Genomic DNA, 19,038 nt, shown 5'->3' with positions numbered 1-19,038 from the left:
AAGGCAAAATTTCCCCGCAGGGTTCAGCCTGCGGGGTTTTTACAGACCCAATAAAACCCAAATTGGGTATGATGAATCGGCTTCCCAAATTTTAATTGAGACTGAGCGGATTACCCATTGTTAACCCTCTCCAAATTGCCCAAATTTACGATAAAATTATTTTATTTTTATGCGACCTCTTGAACTGTCTCTGGAAGGATTTACCAGTTTTCGCCGAGAACAAACCCTAGATTTCTCCGAACTGGATTTGTTTGCAATTACCGGGGCAACTGGGGCGGGAAAATCTTCGTTGCTGGATGCCATGACTTATGCCCTTTATGGGACAACATCTCGCACCTCTCAAGCGGGTGAATTAGTCAGTCAAGGGGCAAATACTTTAAAAGTGCAATTGCGGTTTTCTGTGAGTTTAGGAGAATACCGAATTACCCGAACTTGGCGATATCGTCCCAGTACCCCAGTGACGCAAGTCTTACTAGAAAAATCCCAGGGTGATGGCAGTTGGGAAACGCTGGAAACCAAGGAACGGGAAAGCAAAAAAGCGGTTACTGAAATTCTAGGCATGGATTTTGATACCTTTACTCGGGTAATTTTATTACCGCAAGGACAATTTGATGAGTTTTTAAAAGGAAATACGGGGAAGCGTCGGGAAATTTTGCGGCAATTGGCGGGGTTTGAAATTTTTGAGCGGATGCGGAAGGAGACTAATGATTTAGCCCGATTATTAAAGCAGGAATTGGCGGCAATTGAGCGACAAATTGCTGATTTGGAAGTGCCGGATGCGATCGCCATTCAAGGGCAGCGATCGCAATTAGCCGCCTTAGAAACTGAGATTCCAGTCCTGAATCAAGGGGTGTTAAATGCCCAAACTTTGTTAGAGGCCGAAGAACGGCTATTTGAGCAGTTGGAACGCCTCACTAAGTTTCAGCGGCAATTTGCCGAACTCACCCAGCGACAGCCGGAAATCACCGCCCTGAGTGAACGATTGGCGCGATCGCAAGTCGCCGATCGCCTGCAAGGGGATTGGGCATTAGTTCAGGAGGCTCGCACTCAAGATAAATTAGCGGCAAATCAGGCTCAAAAAGCCGCCCTGAATTTAACTCAAGCGGAAACCCAATTACAGGCAGAAGGGCAAAAACTGGCAGAAGTGAGGGCAGAAGCTGCCGCCCTCGCCCCGAAAATTGCCGCAAGGGAGGAAGCTTTAGCCCAAGCGAAAGCCTACGAGGAACAGCGGCAGCAGTTGGAACAGGAAGTGGCGATCGCTGCTACCCAATGTCAACAAAAACAGCAGCAGCAACAAGCGGCAAAGCAGGAACTTACCCAAGTGGAAGCCCAAGTCAAAGCGGCAACCGTCCAGCTTTCCCTCACAACGGATGCCAGGGAACGACTCCAGCCCGGAGGGGAACGCCTAGAACGTCTCACAATAGTTGCCCCGTTATTGCTGGAATGGACTCTGGCGGAAAAGCAACGGAAACAGCAAGCCCAAGCCCGGGATCAAGTGAGTCGGGACTGGGCAAATGGGGATCGCACTTATCAATCTACCCGGACTGCTTTACAAGCGGCACAAACGGCGATCGCTCAACTCACCCAAGAGATTGCTGCCGGGGAAAGGGCAAACGCAGAAGCTACGAAATCCAACCATGCGGCAGCCTTACGCTTGTCTCTGGAGGCGGGAGAAACCTGCCCGGTTTGTGGCGGCATCCATCCGGATTCTGAGGCGGAATTACCCCCGTTACCTGCGATCGCCTGGGTGGATCTCACTGCCTTACAAACCCAGGCAGCAACAGCGACACAAGCTTTACAAACTGCCCAACTGAATGCCACCAAAGCGGAAGCTGCCCTAGAAAATCTCACCCAGAAACAGCGAGAAATCCAGCAACAATTCGCCGCCCTCACTCAGCAGCAACAGGGGTTAAAACAGCAGATTGTCGAAGTCTTACAACAGAGTGAGGGGGAGGAACTGGATGCGATCGCCCTCCAGCAGGAACGAGAAGCCCTGCAAAAGCGCGATCGGGCTTATAAAGAAGCAGCAGCCGCCTATCAACAAGCCCTCACACGCCTGGAAACTGCGCAACAAGCCCGAGAGTTTTGCGATCGCACCTATCAAACCGCCCTCACTGACGCCCAAGCTGCCACCGAGGAACTGACCCGACGGCAGCAAAACTTCCAAGAAGTGAGAGAAAAACTATCCGCAATGACGGAGGGATTATCCTATCAAGCCCTCGCCCAAACTCTAGCCCAACAAAAACAAACCCTCAGCAGCCGGATTTCTACTGCCGACACTGCCCATCAAACTGCGGAAAATCGGGTCATCCAAGCCCGAGAAACCGCCCATCAAACCCAGGTTGCCGCTGAAGTTGCCCAAGGGAAACAACAGCAGTATCATACTCGGTGGCAGACGCAATTACAAGCCGCTAATTTAACTGAATCGACCTTTCTAACCGCCCTTGCCTCCCCGGAGGAACAGGCGAAATGGCAACAGGCAATCACCCACCACCGAGAAAGTAGCATTGAGTTATCGACTCGCATCGCGGACTTACAACTCGAAATCGGCGATCGCACGACCGATGCCCGCCAGTTACAACAGCGGCAACAAGCCAAACAAACTGCTGAACAACAGTTAAAAACCGCCCAAGATAAACGAGTAGAATTATCCACCTGGATTCAATCGGCGGAACAGAGACAAGCCCAATCGGAAAAACTCTTAGATGAACAAGAAACTGTGAGTAAAAACTATGATATTTATCATGTTTTAGCGCAAAATCTCAAAACTAATGAATTTCAATCCTATATCTTAGAACATTTAGAATCCGAATTAGTCGCCCGGGCTACTTTGCTATTAAAGGAACTCACTGAATCTCGCTATGCCTTGCAAATGCAAGAGGGAGAATATTGGGTTGAAGATAACTGGAATGGGGGCGAACTACGGCGAGTCCGAACCCTTTCGGGGGGAGAAACTTTTGCGACTTCCCTTTCAATGGCGATCGCCCTGTCGGAAAAACTCTCAATGGGGGCAGAATTAGGTAGTTTATTCCTCGATGAAGGATTCGGAACTTTAGACTCAGAAACCCTAGAAAGTGTCACCCAAATCCTAGAATCCCTCCGCCAACAAAATCGCACTATTGGCGTGATTACTCATGTCAAATCATTAGGAGAACGATTGCCCACTCAAGTGAAAGTCTTAAAGTCTCCCCAAGGGTCTCGCCTAGAGGTGGAGGTTTTGTAGTTCAAATTAAGGGATAAACTCGGAAATCCCTAAATTCGTTACTACAAATCCAGAAAAACTCATCCTTACTTGTTTGGTGTTCCGACGTCAGTCGTTATTTTTACACGTTTGTATTAAAAAGCAGAACTAATAAGGACTGACGGACACTTTTTGATTCAATAAATCCATAAAAAAAGGAAAACCCTAAATTTTTCCAAATTATAGTTCCTCCTAAACCTCATTTTTAGGATTATACTAAACTTTATCAAAAGCATCCTTTCCTAATAAATTAATCGTCCTAAAATTTATATTCTCCCCAGGAAAAATGACTCACATTTTCTCCCCATTGGCTTCAATTCCAGCTTGTTGATAGTGCTGATAAGCCATGACAAATTCTTGGGGAATGGCTTTGGGTCGCATCGTCACCGCATCCACCCAAACCCACAGGACTTCTGCGGTTACAACTAAATCCGATTCGCCTTTTTTGCGAATTTCATAATGACGCGTGACCCGAGTTCCCCGTAACTGTTCTAACCAAGTCGTAATCGCTAAAATATCCCCAGCAACGGCTGGGCGTAAATAATCAATAGTGACTCGCCGCATGATAAAATACCCCCCCAATTCTCGATAGCGGTTGATGGAAAAACCCAGGTATTCTGAATGTTGAATTCCCACATCTTCTAAATAATGTTGGTAACTGGCATTATTGACATGACCCAACGCATCCATTTCATAATGACGCACCCGAATATCTGTAATAAATTTTTCCATGATTAAGCCCGTTTAACAGCCTGAATTTATCTTAATTTTAAACAAATTTGCTCTCTAATTCACGGCGATCGCATCAATTGTGCCAAAGTTGCCTCCATCACTGCTGAAGTTTGCCCAGACACCCCAAAAACCAGGGCCTCTCGATACACCCGTCCCGCTTGGGATTCTGCCAAATTGGATGCGCCACTACAAACCGTAATCGCACCTTGCGCCACGCGATAGGCTAAATCAATCGCTTGAACGCGCAAAGGTAACGCCTGGGAATACCAAATATCCAGTTCCTCCCTGGATTGATTAAACATTAAGTGCTGAATGTTTTGACGACAGGTCATCAGTTCCCGATTAAGAGTATGATAGGCAGCAGAAATAAAAGGGAGGGGTTTTTTCTGGGCGATCGCCGCAATGATATCTAATCCGGCGCGGGCACATCCTAAGATTAACGCACTATTATTTAACACATTTTTGCGATCGCTTTCATGAATCCATCCAGCCGGTTGCATAAACAACACCCGTTCCTCGGGCAAAAACCACTGTTCCAAAACGCCGCTAACAGTTTGAGTTGATTGCATTGCTGCCAAAAACATCGGTGCATTCCAGGTAATTTTCCCCCCGTCTTCTTGGCAATTTACCAAGGGAATTATCCCATAAACTGCCCTGCGATCGGGTAATTCTGCACCCAAAACTACCTCAGAAAATAGTCTAAATCCAGTTACCCAAGGCACAGTCCCTGAGAGTAGAAATCCCCCGTTGATAGGTAAGGCTTTCACTAAAGGAGGGCCCTGCCGTCGCAGATGAGAAAACCCAATCCCTAACAAGCGATTTCCTGTAGCTAACTGGGGGAGATATTCAGCTTTTAATGCCTGATTCGGACTCCGACTAATTGCACTCCCAGCACTTTGATGTTGGGTTTGTAAAAACCCTAATGCACCGGAGTAACGGGCGATCGCCTCCTGAATTTCCCAAGCGGTTCGCGGATCTACCGTTCCCCGAGGTTCCGGTAGTTTTAATCCCAATAAATGATGACTACCTAATCCTTGGAGGGCAGTTTTCAAGGCATCAGGATCCTGATCGAGGATAGTCGCATTGGGTGCTACAGCGTCTCGTAAATAAGACTCTGCCATTTCTAATAGGGTTTTCTGGCAATTCATCCGCTTGGGTTTTTAAAATCCGATTCAGTCCATTATTTTCCTCAATTATACGATATTTTCTGTTCTAAATTCAAGTTTTTTGAAATTTAGTCAGTTTTGATTCAAAATGATAAGATACAAAGGGATAAAAATTTATAAAATCATATCATGCTGACCCCATTTTATCGGATTATTCTCCTGTTTGGTTTGATTTTATTACTGATATTCGCGGGAACACCTGCACAAGGGTCCGTTGCCGATTCTACTCGAATTGCTCGCTTAGAATCCGAAATTTTCAGCCTGCGATCGCAACTCAATCAGTTACAATCCGACGTCGCTAGACTAGCAAGACAACCCGCCGCATCTCCCCCAATTTCTCGTCCCCAACCCTCGGAAGAGTCTCCGCCCGTGTCAACACCCAGAAAACCGGATGATCCCTCCCTTGCCCAACAATTTGATAACCTGGCTATCTTGGCGATCGAACTCAAAGAACGCATCACGGCAGTTGAAGAGAGACTCGCAGAAATCGAGGTCCAGATTAGTCCTTAACTTGGCATGGAAGGGGACGGTTGTCATTGAAAATAAAATTCTTGATGGCAGCACTTTCCCCCTGTCCCCCAATCATGCCATAATTTAAAGCGAGATAAAATTAGTCTATTTCTCCGTAAAATAGAGGTTACGTTATGATATCGCCTTGGCCTAGTTTAGCCACCGTTGCTGCCTTAATTGTTTACTTTGTTGTCACGATTAATGTCGGTCGTGCCAGAGCTAAATACAAAATTATGCCCCCAGCCATGTCAGGAAATTCAGATTTTGAAAGAGTGGTGCGGGTCCATGAAAATACTTTAGAACAACTGGTTTCGTTCTTGCCTGGGTTATGGATTTTTTCGGAATTTGTCAGTCCAGTTTGGGCGGGGGCGATCGGTGGAGTTTGGGTCCTAGGACGGATTATTTACGCCTGGGGATATTACCAAGCGGCTGAAAAACGAGTCATCGGCTTTGCTATTAGTTCCCTAACTAATATGATTTTGCTCATTGGTTCCTTAGTCGGAATCATTTTAAAGGTGACTCAATCCGGGATTTTGAGCTAACTTGAGTTTTTAATTCCTCAAAAATACAGTGAGGGTAAACTCCAGAAGATTTTTCTCTGCATTTACCCTCATTTAGACTTGCTAATTGGTTTAATGTTGTGATTTATGATTTTTATTCTTTAAATTATAGTGCAGATTTTGAGAAAATATGACGAATCTCTGTCCCATTTGTGATACGGACTATTTAGAGGGAGAACATCAACGCTGTTCTCGGTGTGGATGGGATTTGACCCCAGTTCCGGGCAGTCCATCCAGCAAATTCAGAAAAGCATTTTTAGCTAAACAACAAATTCAGATAGACTGGGGGAGAAAAATGTGGATGCGTCACCAAATACAAGCAGAATTCAATCATCAGCATCCGCCAGAAAACGCGAGTCAGTCTGAGAGATTTTACCAGTTAGAGAATCAGTTTAATGAGCGGTTTAATCAAGTTACAATTCAGTTACAAGAAGCCCGAGAAGAACGGGCTTCTCTCCAATCGCAGCTAGAAGAGATTTCCGCTTATTTGCAGGCGTTGAATTTACAGCAAATTGAAACCGTATTAGGTCAAGTTTCAGACTGGATGAAAGGGAGTCCCATTCACCCCACTCCGGAAGAGACTGCGGAACCCTTTTATCCTAGTTCAGAGGTGGGAATTGATTATAGTCGGTTAATGAATTTACTCTCTAAAGGCAAATGGAGAAAAGCCGATGAAGAAACTTGGGCGATCGCCCTCAAAGCAACGGTTCGAGAAGAGGAAGGGTGGTTAAGCATAGAAGACTTAGCCCGGTTTCCAAAAACTGATTTAGCTACCCTTAATTGGTTGTGGGAATACTATAGTCATGGTCAGTTCGGATTGAGAATTCAACAGCAAATTTGGGAAATTGTCCAAGGGGATTATACCGAATTTTGCGATCGCCTCCGATGGCGAGTCCAAGAAAACTGGATTTACTATGACGAACTCGACTTTTCTTTAGACGCTGTACCCGGTCATCTCCCGGCGATCGCATGGCGGAAACGAGCTTGTTATGGTGTTGGCAAATCCACGGCTCAAGAAGCCTTAATGGCCTTATTTGATGCACTTCAAAAAATTACCTAATTCCTACCTTACCCCCTCCGAAAATAAGAAAGGGGGTCAGTTGGTAGGAGGTCAAGAGTTAAGAATCCTCTGCGGTATTGCCGATATTAAAGAGAAAAGGAACCCGGGGTGCATCCTTTCCTAACACTAAAACCTTGGGCATTTGAGCGCCTCCTTCCCGCCAAGCTTGAATCGCTTCTTTCTGCAATACTAACTCACCCCCTTGGGCTTTTAAGGTTTCTGCTAAGAGCCTTTGTGCTTCTGATCGGCCTTGAGCGCGATTAATATCCGCTTGAGCTTCTTGTTCCGCTTCCCGAGCAATATAAACCGCTCGTTGCGCCCGTTGTTCAGCAATTTGCTTCTCTTCAACGGCCTTAGCAAAATCAGTTGAAAAATTCAAATCAATCACACTGGTATCAATGACAATAACCCCATATTTTTGTAATCGGCTGCTCAAAGCATTATCAAAATCTTCCTTTAAGGCACTGCGTTGAGTAATCGATTCTTCAGCAGTTTTTTTAGCCCCTGCTATTTTAAATGATTCTTGAGTTTGAGGTGCAATAATTTTCGCTACAATATTCTCCAATGACCCTTGAGTTCGACGAATCGTCACTACTTGAGTCGGATCTAGGCGAAAGTTGATTGCAAACCGTCCGGTCAAATCCTGTAAATCTCGGGTGGCACTTTTGGCAGGCACTTCAAACTTTTGCACCGTCACATCATACACATCTACTTTTGAAATCAAGGGTGGTTTGATATGTATTCCTTCGAGTAAAGCGCCATCGCGAGATTTACCCAGAATACTGAGAACCCCTGCCTCACCCGGATTAATAATCACAAAAGAACTTGATCCAAGCAACAGAATTAATGCTAAGGCAATTCCAACGACGATCGCCTGGATATTTTGCGCGTACTGATTTTTCAAATTCTTATCTCCTGTGATGCGATAATAGGGTTACTTATTATAGACTAGCAGAGTATCCTAGGAGTGGGAAACTTATGGAAGAGAGATTTTTGCGTGAACGAGTCTGGTCCACTCCAGGGGAGTGGCAATCCGCAAAATTTCTAAAAATTATTTACACTAGATGAATAGCTTTTGTAGTTAAGGAGTCACGCCCTTGTTAATTCTGTTTTCGATTACCCTATTTATGAGCGCCTTCCTGCTCTTTGGGGTGCAGTTGATGGTGGCGAAAATGATTTTACCTCTCCTCGGTGGGTCTCCGGCAGTTTGGAATACCTGTCAATTCTTTTTTCAAGGGGCGCTATTATTGGGCTATGGTTACGCCCATTTAAGTACCCGCTATTTGGGAACTCGCCGTCAAGCGATCGCCCATAGTCTGATCCTTTTTTTACCCCTATTGAGTTTACCTATCACTCTTTCTAAAACCGGATTTCCTCCAGAAAATAATAATCCAATTCCTTGGGTATTAGGACTATTAATCTCCTCGGTGGGCTTGCCTTTTTTTGTAGTTTCTACCAGTGCCCCGCTGATTCAAAAATGGTTTGCAGAAACGGATCATCCTAGCAGCAAAGAACCTTATTTTCTCTATAGTGCCAGCAATTTAGGTAGTTTATTAGGATTAATCAGCTATCCCCTTTTAATTGAACCCTATTTCTCTTTGTCTGAACAAAGTTGGCTTTGGGCAGTAGCCTATATCATTTTAATCTTATTTACCCTGGGATGTGCTATTTGTTTATGGAAAGTTTCTCCTCAAATAAAGCAAACAAATCCCGGTTTTTATATCTCTGAAAAGCCTTTAACTACAGTTGCAAATCCCACCTGGCAACAACAAGCTCAGTGGATTTTACTTTCTTTTATTCCCTCTAGCTTACTCCTAGGTGTCACTACCTATCTCACCACGGATTTAGCAGCAATCCCCCTCCTTTGGGCAATTCCTCTTATCCTTTATTTACTTTCTTTTATTTTAACTTTTGCCCGACATTCTCGGCTTCCTCATCAGACATTAATGACCTTAGTTCCCTTATTTTCTAGTACGCTCATTATTTTATTTTTAGCGAAAGTAATGCGCCCCGTTGCCTTGCTGGTTCCTTTACATTTAGTCGGTTTTTTTGCGATCGCCTGTGTTTTTCATGGAGAACTATCCCGTCGTCGCCCTTCTGTTACTCATCTCACAGAATTTTACCTTTGGATTTCCTTCGGTGGTGTTTTAGGAGGCTGGTTTAATGCGATCACCGCTCCAATTTTATTTCCTTCGGTACTCGAATATCCGGTCATTTTACTTTTGGCTTTATTAACGTTAAAAACCCCACTAGAACCAATTCAACCGAAAAATAATCCTCCATTACTGGAAGCTCCCCAAGGCGATTTAGACACATGGTTTAGTAAACTCCGCCAAGAGCAACAAACCCGTAAAACTCAAAAATCTGGCATCCAATTTAACTTAAAAACTACCCAAATTATTAGCTTTAGTTTATTATTTGGGGCCTTGTTAGTCGGATTTACCGTCAGAAATATTAGCCAAGGTTGGTTAGGCAATTTCTTCGCGATCGCCCTCTTAATTGCCCTCTCTATTACCTTTTCCCTACCCCGCCTCCACCTAGCCCTCGGCTTAACCTTAATCTTACTCTTAGGGCAATTTTCTATCGGTAATATGAGTGGAGTTTTGGAAACCGAACGTAACTTTTTTGGGGTCAATCGCATTGTGTATGATCGCCGGGGGCCCTATCATAGTTTAGTTCATGGAACGACCTTACATGGTAGACAAAGCCTTGACCCGCAACGCAGGCAGGAACCCTTAACCTATTTTCATCCCACAGGTCCGATCGGTCAAACATTTGAACAGTTAAATTCCAGCGATCGCCTTCAAAATGTAGCCGTCTTAGGACTAGGAATAGGAACCCTAGCTGCTTATGCTCAACCGGGCCAAACTTGGACGTTTTATGAAATTGATCCCATCGTTGAAAAACTCGCCCGAGATACGCGATATTTTACCTTTTTAGAACAAACTAAAGCATCTTTTTCGGTTATTTTAGGAGATGCCCGCTTGCAACTAGCAAAATCTCCAGATAACACTTATGATTTACTCGTCATGGATGCCTTTAGCTCTGACTCCATTCCAGTGCATTTAGTCACCCAAGAAGCCTTAAAACTATACTTGACAAAACTGAGCGATCGGGGTATTATAGCGATTAATATTTCTAATCGCTACATTAATTTAGAACCCGTCTTAGGAACCCTAGCAAAAACGTTAGAATTAGCTACCCTGCAACAGTTAGACCGAAACCTTTCCCCCGAAGAAAAAGCCCTGGGAAAAACTCCCTCTCAGTGGGTCTTACTAGCCCGAAAAACGGCGCATTTTGGCAACTTAAGAGATGATTCCCGTTGGCAACCGATTTCAGAGACCGAAAAAGCCCCCTTATGGACTGATGATTTTTCCGATTTAGTGGGAGTCTTACGCCTGTTTGATGTGCAACGATGAATTACAAAAAAACAGAGTTTTTGGATAAAACATATTTAGGTTATCCTCTCATTTTGTGCCAAAAACTCTGTTTTTTATTTCCCCATTTTATTGTAGGAATAGTTTAGAATTTAGCACCATACCCACCCCCTCCCGGTGTGTAAATGGCAAAGATATCTCCGGGGTTCATTTGAACTGCACTGGTGCTGCCTAATTCTTCAATTGTACCATCGGTGCGTTCCACTAAATTATGCCCGATCGCACCATCGCCGCCTTGATTTAATCCTGAAGGAGGAATACGGCGATGATTGGATAAAATTGCTGCTGTCATCGATTCCAGAAATCGTAGGCGGCGAATCACTCCATTTCCGCCGGTATATTGTCCTTTTCCGCCGCTATTTTTGCGGATGGAAAAGCTTTCTAAACGGACGGGAAATCGCCATTCTAACACTTCAGGATCCGTTAGGCGGGAATTGGTCATGTGGGTTTGAATGGCGTCGGTTCCGTGGAAGTTGGGACCGGCACCAGAACCGCCACAAATGGTTTCGTAATATTGATAGTGATCGCTGCCAAAGGTGAAGTTATTCATGGTGCCTTGGGATGCCGCCATCACTCCAAGGGCGAGGTATAAGGCATCGACGATCGCCTGAGAAGTTTCGACATTTCCCGCCACTACTGCTGCTGGATAACTAGGGTTGAGTAAGCTGCCTTTAGGGATAATAATATTGAGGGGTTTGAGACATCCAGCATTCAGGGGAATGTTATCATCCACTAAGGTACGAAATCCATATAAAACTGCCGCTTTACAAACGGCTGCTGGGGCATTAAAATTACTGTTGAGTTGCTCCGATGTGCCGGTAAAATCAATGGTAACACTGCGGCTATTTTTATCAATACTAATTTTAACATGGATTTCTCCGCCCTCATCCATTGAGTATGTAGATTCCCCATTTTTGAGTACAGCAATTGCCCGTCTGACCGATTCTTCAGCATTATTCTGAACATATCCCATATAGGATTCTACTGTTTTTAACCCATAATGTTCGACCATTTTGCGGAGTTCTTGCACTCCCCGCTCGTTGGCGGCAATTTGTGCTTGTAAATCGGCAATATTTTGGTCGGTATTTCGTGCTGGATATTCGGCGGTGGTGAGAATTTCTAATAAATGGGATTCTTGGAATTGTCCAGCTTTGACGATTGGGACATTATCTAATAATACTCCTTCTTCAACCACAGTTTTGCTATGGGGTGGCATGGAACCGGGGGTAATGCCGCCAATATCTGCATGATGTCCTCGGGAGGCGACGTAAAATAAAATCTCCTCTCCGGCATTATCAAATACGGGGGTAATTACGGTAATATCGGGGAGGTGAGTCCCGCCATTATAGGGATTATTAGACACATAAACATCCCCGAGTTTAACCGTTTTTCCTCTGTCGTTCATTAAGGCTTCTACGCTTTCGCTCATAGAGCCTAAATGCACGGGAATATGAGGGGCATTGGCAACAAGTTGACCGGCGCGATCAAAGATGGCGCAGGAGAAATCTAAGCGTTCTTTGATGTTGACGGAAGAGGAGGTATTTTGTAGGGTAATTCCCATTTGTTCGGCGATGGCGCGGAACAAATTATTGAAGATTTCTAAGAGAACGGGGTCCGGATTAGTAGTGGCGATCGCCTGGGTTTCTATCCGAGTTAGTTCGGCAGTGGCGACCCGGTTTAAGATTAAGTAATTCCGGTCCGTGATTTGCACTTGCCAACCAGAGGAAATAGCATTTGTGCCGGTTTGTTCTATGATTAATGCCGGTCCAGTGATGGTGTCTCCCGGTTGCAATTCTTGGCGCTCAAAAACAGGGGTTTCCTGCCAGCAACCGCCATCATACATGGGGACGGTGGCAATGGGGGAGGGAATAGCAGCCGATCGCCGGGGGAAGGTGGGTTCCTCGGGGGATTTCATCTGCTGGACTACTTCAACGGAAACGGTTTCTACGATTAAGGATTTGTCTTCTTTGATGAATCCATACCGTTGACGATGTTCCATTTCAAATGCTGCTTTGAGGGTGGCTGGATTGTCGGAAAAATCAACAATTAAGGTCGAGTCAGTGCCTTGGTATTTAAGATGCAGTTTAGAAACGGAAACCAATCCGCTTATTCCCTCACTGTTTTTGCTTAATTCCGCTTTTCCTTCTGCTTCTAATTGCGATAATTTAATTTTTAATTGAGTTAGCAATTCAATGGATAGTGGCGCTTCTACAGCCCGTTGACGGATGGTGCGAATGTCAGCTAATCCCATGCCATAAGCAGATAAAACGCCAGCAAAAGGATGAATAAATACCCGTTTCATGCCCAAGGTATCGGCAATTTGGCAGGCGTGTTGACCTCCGGCCCCACCAAAGCAACAGAGGGTATATTCGGAGACGTCATATCCCCGTTGTAGGGAGATTTTTTTAATGGCATTTGCCATATTTTCCACAGCGATCGCCAGGAAGCCGGTAGCGACTTGTTCCGGGAGTCTGTCATCTCCCGTTGCTTGTTTAATCTGGTGGGCTATTTGGTTAAACTTGTCTCGAACAATCTCAAAATCTAAGGGTAAATCTCCATTAATTCCAAATACTTTTGGGAAAAATTGCGGTTGAATTTTTCCTAACATGACGTTACAATCGGTGACGGTTAATGGTCCTCCTTTGCGATAGGAAGCAGGACCGGGATTTGCACCGGCAGACTCGGGACCGACGCGATAGCGTGACCCATCAAAAAATAGAATTGACCCACCACCGGCAGCAACGGTATGAATGGACATCATGGGAGTTCTTAAGCGCACTCCGGCAATTTCTGTTTCAAATTCTCGTTCGTATTCGCCGTTATAATGAGCCACATCGGTGGAAGTTCCGCCCATATCGAAGCTGATAATTTTATCAAATCCGGCTTTTTTACTGGTTTCTACCGCCCCAACAATTCCACCGGCAGGACCAGATAAGATGCTATCTTTGCCTTGAAATTGTCTTGCATCGGTTAACCCGCCATTGGATTGCATGAACATCAATCGCTGATTTAAAGCATCAGAATTGGCGGAGAGTTCTCCAGAAACGCGATCAACATAGCGATGCAAAATTGGGGAAAGATAGGCATCCACAACGGTGGTATCTCCCCGACTGACAAGCTTCATTAAGGGGCTGACTTCATGGGAAACGGAGACTTGAGTAAATCCAATCGTTTGGGCTAATTTAGCAATTATTTGTTCATGGTGATGATAGCGATATCCATGCATCAAAACGATTGCACAACTTCTAATTCCATTTTTATACGCCGCTTGTAATTCTTGGATTAAAGCAGCTTCATTAACGGGTTGTAGTTCTTCTCCTTGGGCACTGTAGCGTTCTTCTACTTCAATGGTTTGTTCATAGAGCATTTCCGGTAATAAAATTTCCCGGGCGAAGATATCGGGGCGATTTTGATAGCCGATTCTGAGGGCATCTTTAAATCCTTTGGTTATCACCAAAACGGTGCGATCGCCTTTGCGTTCTAAAAGGGCATTGGTGGCAACTGTTGTCCCCATTTTAATTGCCCCAATTTGGTCAATGGGTATAGGTTCATTTTGTGATATTCCCATCAATTCTCGTATCCCTTGGACCGGGGCATCTTTGTATCGTTCAGGATTTTCCGAGAGCACTTTATGGATGACCAATTGCCCCTCGGGACGCTTGGCGACTACATCGGTAAAAGTACCCCCGCGATCAATCCAAAATTCCCAGCGATTATCAGAATTAATTATAGTCATGCTCATTGTGTTGAAACTTGGAATGTTTTGTCTATTTTAAATCATCCCAAGTAAAATTCACAAGAGTCTAAAAAACCCTATTGCATTTTTAGTTCCAACATTTCTGGGATTAAACAGTTGGTCGCAATTCGCACAATTCCTAACTCCAGTAATCTTTCCAAGTCTTTTGGCTTATCCACAGTCCAAGCGACGAGATCAACTCCTTGTTCCCGACTACTCTTAATTAAATCGGGATGTTTGATGAATAGTTTATACTTACTCATCATGACGGTGTTTCCCACCTGGGCTGCCTTGGTTAATTGTCGGCGAAATGCAGCGCGATTGGCAACTAAATAGGCTAAGGAAAAATCATCACTTTGTTTCCGAACTCGGTCGATGAAAGAGCCATTAAAGGAGGCAATCACACATCGATTCTTAAACTGATATTTAACAAGAATTTTAATAAATTCATCTATCTTTTGGTCGGTCCAATAAGAATGAGTTTTAACTTCTATATACAGGAATTTTTTAATATTTTGTAATGCCATCAAGGCTTCTTCTAAAGTGGGAATGGGTTCGCCCTTAAATCGCCAATCAAACCAAGACCCGGCCTCCCGATGTTTGATTTGGTCTAAGGTTTTCTTTCTAACTTTGCCCCGAATTCCTGTGGTCCGAGTTAAGGTGGAATCATGAATGATTATCGGCACTCCATCGGCACTTAGCTGCACATCAAACTCGATGGAATCCGCCTGATGTTCGATCGCCGCCAAAAATGCCGCCAGGGTATTTTCTGGGGCGATACTTGAGTATCCTCGATGGGCGATAATTTCTAACTGCATGATCTGAATCCGGTAAAATAAATGACTGTCCTCTTTGTAACATACCCTTTTTTGCACATGGAATCCCATAATAGTGCATCGTGGAATCAGGTCCGGGATAAGTTTCGTGAAATTTGGGGATACAATGATTTTAGAAGTCCCCAGGGAGAAATTGTGCAGACTCTGTTGCAGGGAAAAGATGCGCTGATTGTCTTACCCACGGGTGGGGGGAAGTCGATTTGCTTTCAACTCCCCGCGTTACTGCAAACCGGATTAACCCTGGTGGTGTCGCCATTGGTAGCATTGATGGAAAATCAGGTGCAAGAACTGCGCGATCGCCACTTAAATGCTGCACTTCTACATAGCGAAGTCCCGACAAAACAGCGAAAAGCTACCTTAAAGGACTTAGAAAACAATCAATTACGGTTATTATATCTATCGCCGGAAACCTTGCTGAGTCCCCCCGTTTGGGAGCGTTTATTAGCCCCCAAATTACCGATTAATGGGATGATTTTAGATGAGGCACATTGTTTAGTTCAATGGGGAGATACATTTCGCCCCGCTTATCGTCGTTTGGGTGCGGTTCGTCCCGCCCTTTTGAAGTCAAAACCACCAGGTTCTAAACTGGCGATCGCCGCATTTACGGCAACTGCTGACCCGACGGCACAAAAAACCCTTCAATCAGTTTTAAAGTTACAGAAACCTAGTCAATTTTTACTCAGTCCTTATCGGTCTAATCTTTCGTTACAAATTCAAATTGCTTGGACTCCGCGAGGGCGTCGGCAACGAATGTTACGGTTTATTCAGTCTCAGGGTTTACAGTCGGGTTTAGTCTATGTTAGAACTCGTCGGGATGCGGAAGAATTGGCAGCTTGGTTACGGCAACAAGGATGCAAAACTAACGCTTATCATGGCGGTTTGAGTGGAGAGGAACGCCGTAGGATTGAAAGCAGTTGGATTGGCGATTCTCTGCAATTTGTAGTTTGTACTTGTGCCTTTGGGATGGGGGTGAATAAACCCAATGTGCGTTGGGTTCTACACTATCAAACTCCGGCTTTATTATCAGAATATATTCAAGAAGTGGGGCGCGCTGGTCGAGACGGTCAACCGGCGATGGCACTTTCTTTAATCAGTGAATGTACGGGATGGTTAGACCCTCAAGATGAGCATCAGCGGCAATTTGTGGCAACGCAACAACAAACCCTCTATCGCCGCGCTCAAAATTTGATGAAAAAGTTACCGAATCAGGGGAATATTAATCAAGTAATTAAAGATTATCCTGATGGGGCGATCGCTCTATCTTTGTTGCATAGTATGGGTCAGTTACAATGGCGGGACCCGTTTCATTACCGGATTACTCATTCGGGTTCTTCTCCTGGTTTATCTGTCCCTGATCCGAGTCAACCGATGAAACAGTTTCTGTTAACTCGGCGCTGTCGGTGGCAGTTTTTATTAGAAGCCTTTGGTTTTATAGAGGAAGCTAAAATGATGCAATGTGGTCAGTGTGATAACTGTTTAAATAAACGAATTTTGCCTTTTATTTAGTTAGAGTTAAACCCGGGTATTAAGCGTTCAAATTTTGTAACTTTTCGTGACCAATTATTAGACCTCTTGCAAAAAAAAGGATTGATCCCCCCAACCCCCCTTAACAAGGGGGGCTTTAAAGAATTTTGCAAGAGGTCTATTTTATATTTTAGCCCGTATAGGCGGGCTTTGTTCCTGTAGTTCTACCCTTGAAGGCGCGGGTTTTTTTCATAATTTATCGTGACATGGCTAAAGCTATGTCACGATATTTTGATTAGGGAATTCTAGGATTTGGGAAATAATTTGGACCTGTTAAAGAAGGGTGGATAGGTGGATGGACTGGCGGTACTACCGGCATGGCAGCGGGGTTAACAAGGGGTTCGCCAGGAAGACGATAAATTCCCCATTCTTGGATGCCTCTTCCTGTTAGAATTTCTTCTGCCCGTTCTATTTCATAAACTGAGCCTTCAACGATGAGTAAATAGTGGCCTTGGGAGAGGCGATCATTATAGATTACGGCCCGTTCTTCAGGGATACCTAAACCTGCTAATGCTCCCACTAAACCGCCTGTAGCAGCCCCGATCGCACCACCGGCGAGGGTATTCAATAGGATGGTTGCTACGGTCCCTCCGGCGAGTACAGGGCCAATTCCGGGAATAGATAAGGCCACTAAGGCTTGCAGCAAGCCGATAAAACCCCCGACGGTTCCCCCGGCTACAGCACCCGTGGCGGCCCCTTCCCCGGCCAGAGTTCCGGTGGTGTCAGTGGTGTAGCGAAGGGGTGGGGGGCTGGCAGCAGCATCTCCCATTGTGAGGTGAGAGTTCATGTTAGCTTCTCGTAAATCCCGGGTTCGGGGGAGGTCCGGAGCAATAATTGAGAGGTGATTGAGGGAAAAGCCTGCTTGTCGGAGTTGGTTGAATGCGGCTTCGGCATCTTCATAATGGGCGAAGACGCCTATGGCACGTCTCAGTTCATCTACAGTCATGTTTGACCTCCATTTGGTGTTAAATACGGGTCAATTGGCCGATCGCAGGGCCGGATTTCCGACGGATTTTGATCGCACAACTAACCCCGTTGAAAGGACAATTAGTCCGAGAGGAGAGTGCTTCTCAGGGGCGATCGCTCGTGGATTTCCCACTCTTGGATACCGCGAGCGTTTAAAATGCGACTGGCGAGGGCAATTTCGCGATCGCTGCCTGTGAGAATCAGCAGATAATCCCCTTGTATCACTCGTTCCCAATAGCGATGAGCGCGATCGTTGGACATTCCATAAGCCATCAAACGACCCACAATACCCCCAGTCGCTGCACCGATCGCCCCACCTGCTACCATAACCGTCCCGACCGTTGCCACTTCGACCCCAGCCAGGAGAATCGGTCCAATCCCAGAAAGTGCTAGGATGCTAAGGGTAACCAGCAACCCTAGAACCATCCCTAAACTTCCCCCGGTTAGAACCCCAGCAAGTTGGGTTGCTTGCACTGGATTATCAAGGGTTGTTGTTTCCATTGGATTTGGGGTAATCGTCCGAAACCGATTCCGGTTTCGGGCGATCGCTGAAATATTTTTCATCGGAAAGCCTGCGGATTTTAGGTCGCACAGAGCGATTGCGGCCTTTTCCATACTGGGGAATAATCCCACCGCTCGTTTCTGTGGATTGAATACCATGCTTCCTCTCTTTACAATTCATTAAAATTAACGTGATTATTCGGGGAATTGCGGTAAAAAAATGGGTAAAAGCGGGTTTCTATCCTTCCTAGGATAGCCAAAATCTCAAAGAGAATCCCTCACTCTTTAGAATGACTTTTTGCTCTATCGGTAGAAAGATAAAAACTGCATCGTCTTTTTGACTAATGCAGCTTGAACAGATATAAGTCTCCTAATTTATGGGGATTTTTTGAGTTTAGCTGTTGGTTTCTTCTACTGGGGGTGGGGGTTGAGTTAGGCCCCAACGATTCAACAAATTAACCACGCCGATCGCCGCTACAACCCCAATACTCAGACCAATCACCAGTAAAATTATATACAGTCGTTTAAAGGCTTCTTGTGTTGCCGAAGTACCAGAAGGGGGAAGATTTTCCGGGGTGTTGGAACTCTGAATTTCTGGATTTACAATGTCAACTCCATCGGCTGTAGGCGGTGGCAGTTCATGAGAGTTAAAAGGTGCCGGAGATGGCTCGCTGGGTCGATTCATGATGTAAGATTTATCAGCGTTTTTCTTAATATAGCAGAATGCTTGGATTCGTGGCTGGCGAGGAAATGTTAGACTCGGTTCACT

Annotated in this window: 14 protein-coding genes; 6 read left to right on the top strand and 8 right to left on the bottom strand. The window is 45.1% G+C overall.

Features of this window, described 5'->3' with window-relative positions; genetic code table 11:
• Window positions 1-169: 169 nt before the first annotated feature.
• Window positions 170-3,223, top strand: coding sequence for an AAA family ATPase (locus tag NG796_RS13270; RefSeq protein ID WP_261207304.1), 3,054 nt, complete (start codon window positions 170-172; stop codon window positions 3,221-3,223).
• 309 nt (window positions 3,224-3,532) lie between these two features.
• Here the strand turns inward: NG796_RS13270 and NG796_RS13265 are convergent, their stop codons facing one another.
• Both NG796_RS13265 and NG796_RS13260 read right to left on the bottom strand, forming a co-directional pair.
• Window positions 3,533-3,973 carry an acyl-CoA thioesterase gene (locus tag NG796_RS13265; RefSeq protein WP_261207302.1) on the bottom strand — a complete coding sequence of 147 codons (441 nt, stop codon included), beginning with the start codon at window positions 3,971-3,973 and terminating at the stop codon, window positions 3,533-3,535.
• 59 nt (window positions 3,974-4,032) lie between these two features.
• The gene (locus NG796_RS13260) at window positions 4,033-5,121 is read right to left on the bottom strand and encodes an acyl-CoA dehydrogenase family protein (protein ID WP_261207301.1); all 1,089 of its coding nucleotides are present in this window, start codon (window positions 5,119-5,121) and stop codon (window positions 4,033-4,035) included.
• Window positions 5,122-5,268: 147 nt separating this feature from the next.
• Between NG796_RS13260 and NG796_RS13255 the strand changes: the two genes are divergently transcribed.
• From NG796_RS13255 to NG796_RS13245, 3 genes are all read left to right on the top strand, one after another.
• Window positions 5,269-5,649: a hypothetical protein gene (locus NG796_RS13255; protein ID WP_261207300.1), complete on the top strand. Its 381-nt coding sequence runs from the start codon at window positions 5,269-5,271 to the stop codon at window positions 5,647-5,649.
• Between the two features lie 134 nt (window positions 5,650-5,783).
• Window positions 5,784-6,191, top strand: coding sequence for an MAPEG family protein (locus NG796_RS13250; RefSeq protein WP_261207299.1), 408 nt, complete (start codon window positions 5,784-5,786; stop codon window positions 6,189-6,191).
• 148 nt (window positions 6,192-6,339) lie between these two features.
• Complete coding sequence (locus NG796_RS13245; RefSeq protein WP_261207298.1) at window positions 6,340-7,269, top strand: GUN4 domain-containing protein; 930 nt, start codon at window positions 6,340-6,342, stop codon at window positions 7,267-7,269.
• Between the two features lie 58 nt (window positions 7,270-7,327).
• Here NG796_RS13245 and NG796_RS13240 read toward each other — a convergent pair whose 3' ends face one another.
• Complete coding sequence (locus NG796_RS13240) at window positions 7,328-8,173, bottom strand: prohibitin family protein (protein WP_261207297.1); 846 nt, start codon at window positions 8,171-8,173, stop codon at window positions 7,328-7,330.
• A gap of 193 nt (window positions 8,174-8,366) precedes the next feature.
• Between NG796_RS13240 and NG796_RS13235 the strand changes: the two genes are divergently transcribed.
• Window positions 8,367-10,688 carry a fused MFS/spermidine synthase gene (locus NG796_RS13235; RefSeq protein WP_261207296.1) on the top strand — a complete coding sequence of 774 codons (2,322 nt, stop codon included), beginning with the start codon at window positions 8,367-8,369 and terminating at the stop codon, window positions 10,686-10,688.
• A 103-nt stretch (window positions 10,689-10,791) separates the two neighbouring features.
• Here NG796_RS13235 and NG796_RS13230 read toward each other — a convergent pair whose 3' ends face one another.
• Both NG796_RS13230 and NG796_RS13225 read right to left on the bottom strand, forming a co-directional pair.
• A complete protein-coding gene (locus tag NG796_RS13230; RefSeq protein WP_261207295.1) occupies window positions 10,792-14,442 on the bottom strand; it encodes a hydantoinase B/oxoprolinase family protein in 3,651 nt (1,216 codons plus the stop codon).
• Window positions 14,443-14,519: 77 nt separating this feature from the next.
• A complete protein-coding gene (locus NG796_RS13225; protein ID WP_261207294.1) occupies window positions 14,520-15,260 on the bottom strand; it encodes a glycerophosphodiester phosphodiesterase in 741 nt (246 codons plus the stop codon).
• Between the two features lie 57 nt (window positions 15,261-15,317).
• Here NG796_RS13225 and NG796_RS13220 point away from each other — a divergent pair, with 57 nt between their 5' ends.
• Complete coding sequence (locus NG796_RS13220; RefSeq protein ID WP_261207293.1) at window positions 15,318-16,784, top strand: RecQ family ATP-dependent DNA helicase; 1,467 nt, start codon at window positions 15,318-15,320, stop codon at window positions 16,782-16,784.
• A gap of 253 nt (window positions 16,785-17,037) precedes the next feature.
• On the opposite strand, the gene NG796_RS13215 is transcribed toward NG796_RS13220, so the two are convergent.
• The 3 genes from NG796_RS13215 to NG796_RS13205 all read right to left on the bottom strand — a co-directional run bounded on the left by NG796_RS13215 (window position 17,038) and on the right by NG796_RS13205 (window position 18,954).
• Window positions 17,038-17,748 (bottom strand): general stress protein, encoded by a 711-nt coding sequence (locus NG796_RS13215; protein ID WP_261207292.1) that lies wholly within the window; start codon window positions 17,746-17,748, stop codon window positions 17,038-17,040.
• A 101-nt stretch (window positions 17,749-17,849) separates the two neighbouring features.
• Window positions 17,850-18,428 (bottom strand): hypothetical protein, encoded by a 579-nt coding sequence (locus tag NG796_RS13210; protein WP_261207291.1) that lies wholly within the window; start codon window positions 18,426-18,428, stop codon window positions 17,850-17,852.
• Window positions 18,429-18,663: 235 nt separating this feature from the next.
• A complete protein-coding gene (locus NG796_RS13205) occupies window positions 18,664-18,954 on the bottom strand; it encodes a hypothetical protein (RefSeq protein ID WP_261207290.1) in 291 nt (96 codons plus the stop codon).
• Window positions 18,955-19,038: the final 84 nt, after the last annotated feature.

Source organism: Laspinema sp. D2d (assembly GCF_025370755.1).
In the GTDB taxonomy this organism is placed as follows: domain Bacteria; phylum Cyanobacteriota; class Cyanobacteriia; order Cyanobacteriales; family Laspinemataceae; genus Laspinema.
This window is presented reverse-complemented; position numbering and strand designations above follow the sequence as displayed.

Coding starts and splice junctions, on each gene's coding strand:
- NG796_RS13270 (WP_261207304.1), top strand. CDS start 170: ATGCGACCTCTTGAACTGTCTCTGGAAGGATTTACCAGTTTTCGCCGA.
- NG796_RS13265 (WP_261207302.1), bottom strand. CDS start 3,973: ATGGAAAAATTTATTACAGATATTCGGGTGCGTCATTATGAAATGGAT.
- NG796_RS13260 (WP_261207301.1), bottom strand. CDS start 5,121: ATGAATTGCCAGAAAACCCTATTAGAAATGGCAGAGTCTTATTTACGA.
- NG796_RS13255 (WP_261207300.1), top strand. CDS start 5,269: ATGCTGACCCCATTTTATCGGATTATTCTCCTGTTTGGTTTGATTTTA.
- NG796_RS13250 (WP_261207299.1), top strand. CDS start 5,784: ATGATATCGCCTTGGCCTAGTTTAGCCACCGTTGCTGCCTTAATTGTT.
- NG796_RS13245 (WP_261207298.1), top strand. CDS start 6,340: ATGACGAATCTCTGTCCCATTTGTGATACGGACTATTTAGAGGGAGAA.
- NG796_RS13230 (WP_261207295.1), bottom strand. CDS start 14,442: ATGACTATAATTAATTCTGATAATCGCTGGGAATTTTGGATTGATCGC.
- NG796_RS13225 (WP_261207294.1), bottom strand. CDS start 15,260: ATGCAGTTAGAAATTATCGCCCATCGAGGATACTCAAGTATCGCCCCA.
- NG796_RS13220 (WP_261207293.1), top strand. CDS start 15,318: ATGGAATCCCATAATAGTGCATCGTGGAATCAGGTCCGGGATAAGTTT.
- NG796_RS13215 (WP_261207292.1), bottom strand. CDS start 17,748: ATGACTGTAGATGAACTGAGACGTGCCATAGGCGTCTTCGCCCATTAT.
- NG796_RS13210 (WP_261207291.1), bottom strand. CDS start 18,428: ATGGTATTCAATCCACAGAAACGAGCGGTGGGATTATTCCCCAGTATG.
- NG796_RS13205 (WP_261207290.1), bottom strand. CDS start 18,954: ATGAATCGACCCAGCGAGCCATCTCCGGCACCTTTTAACTCTCATGAA.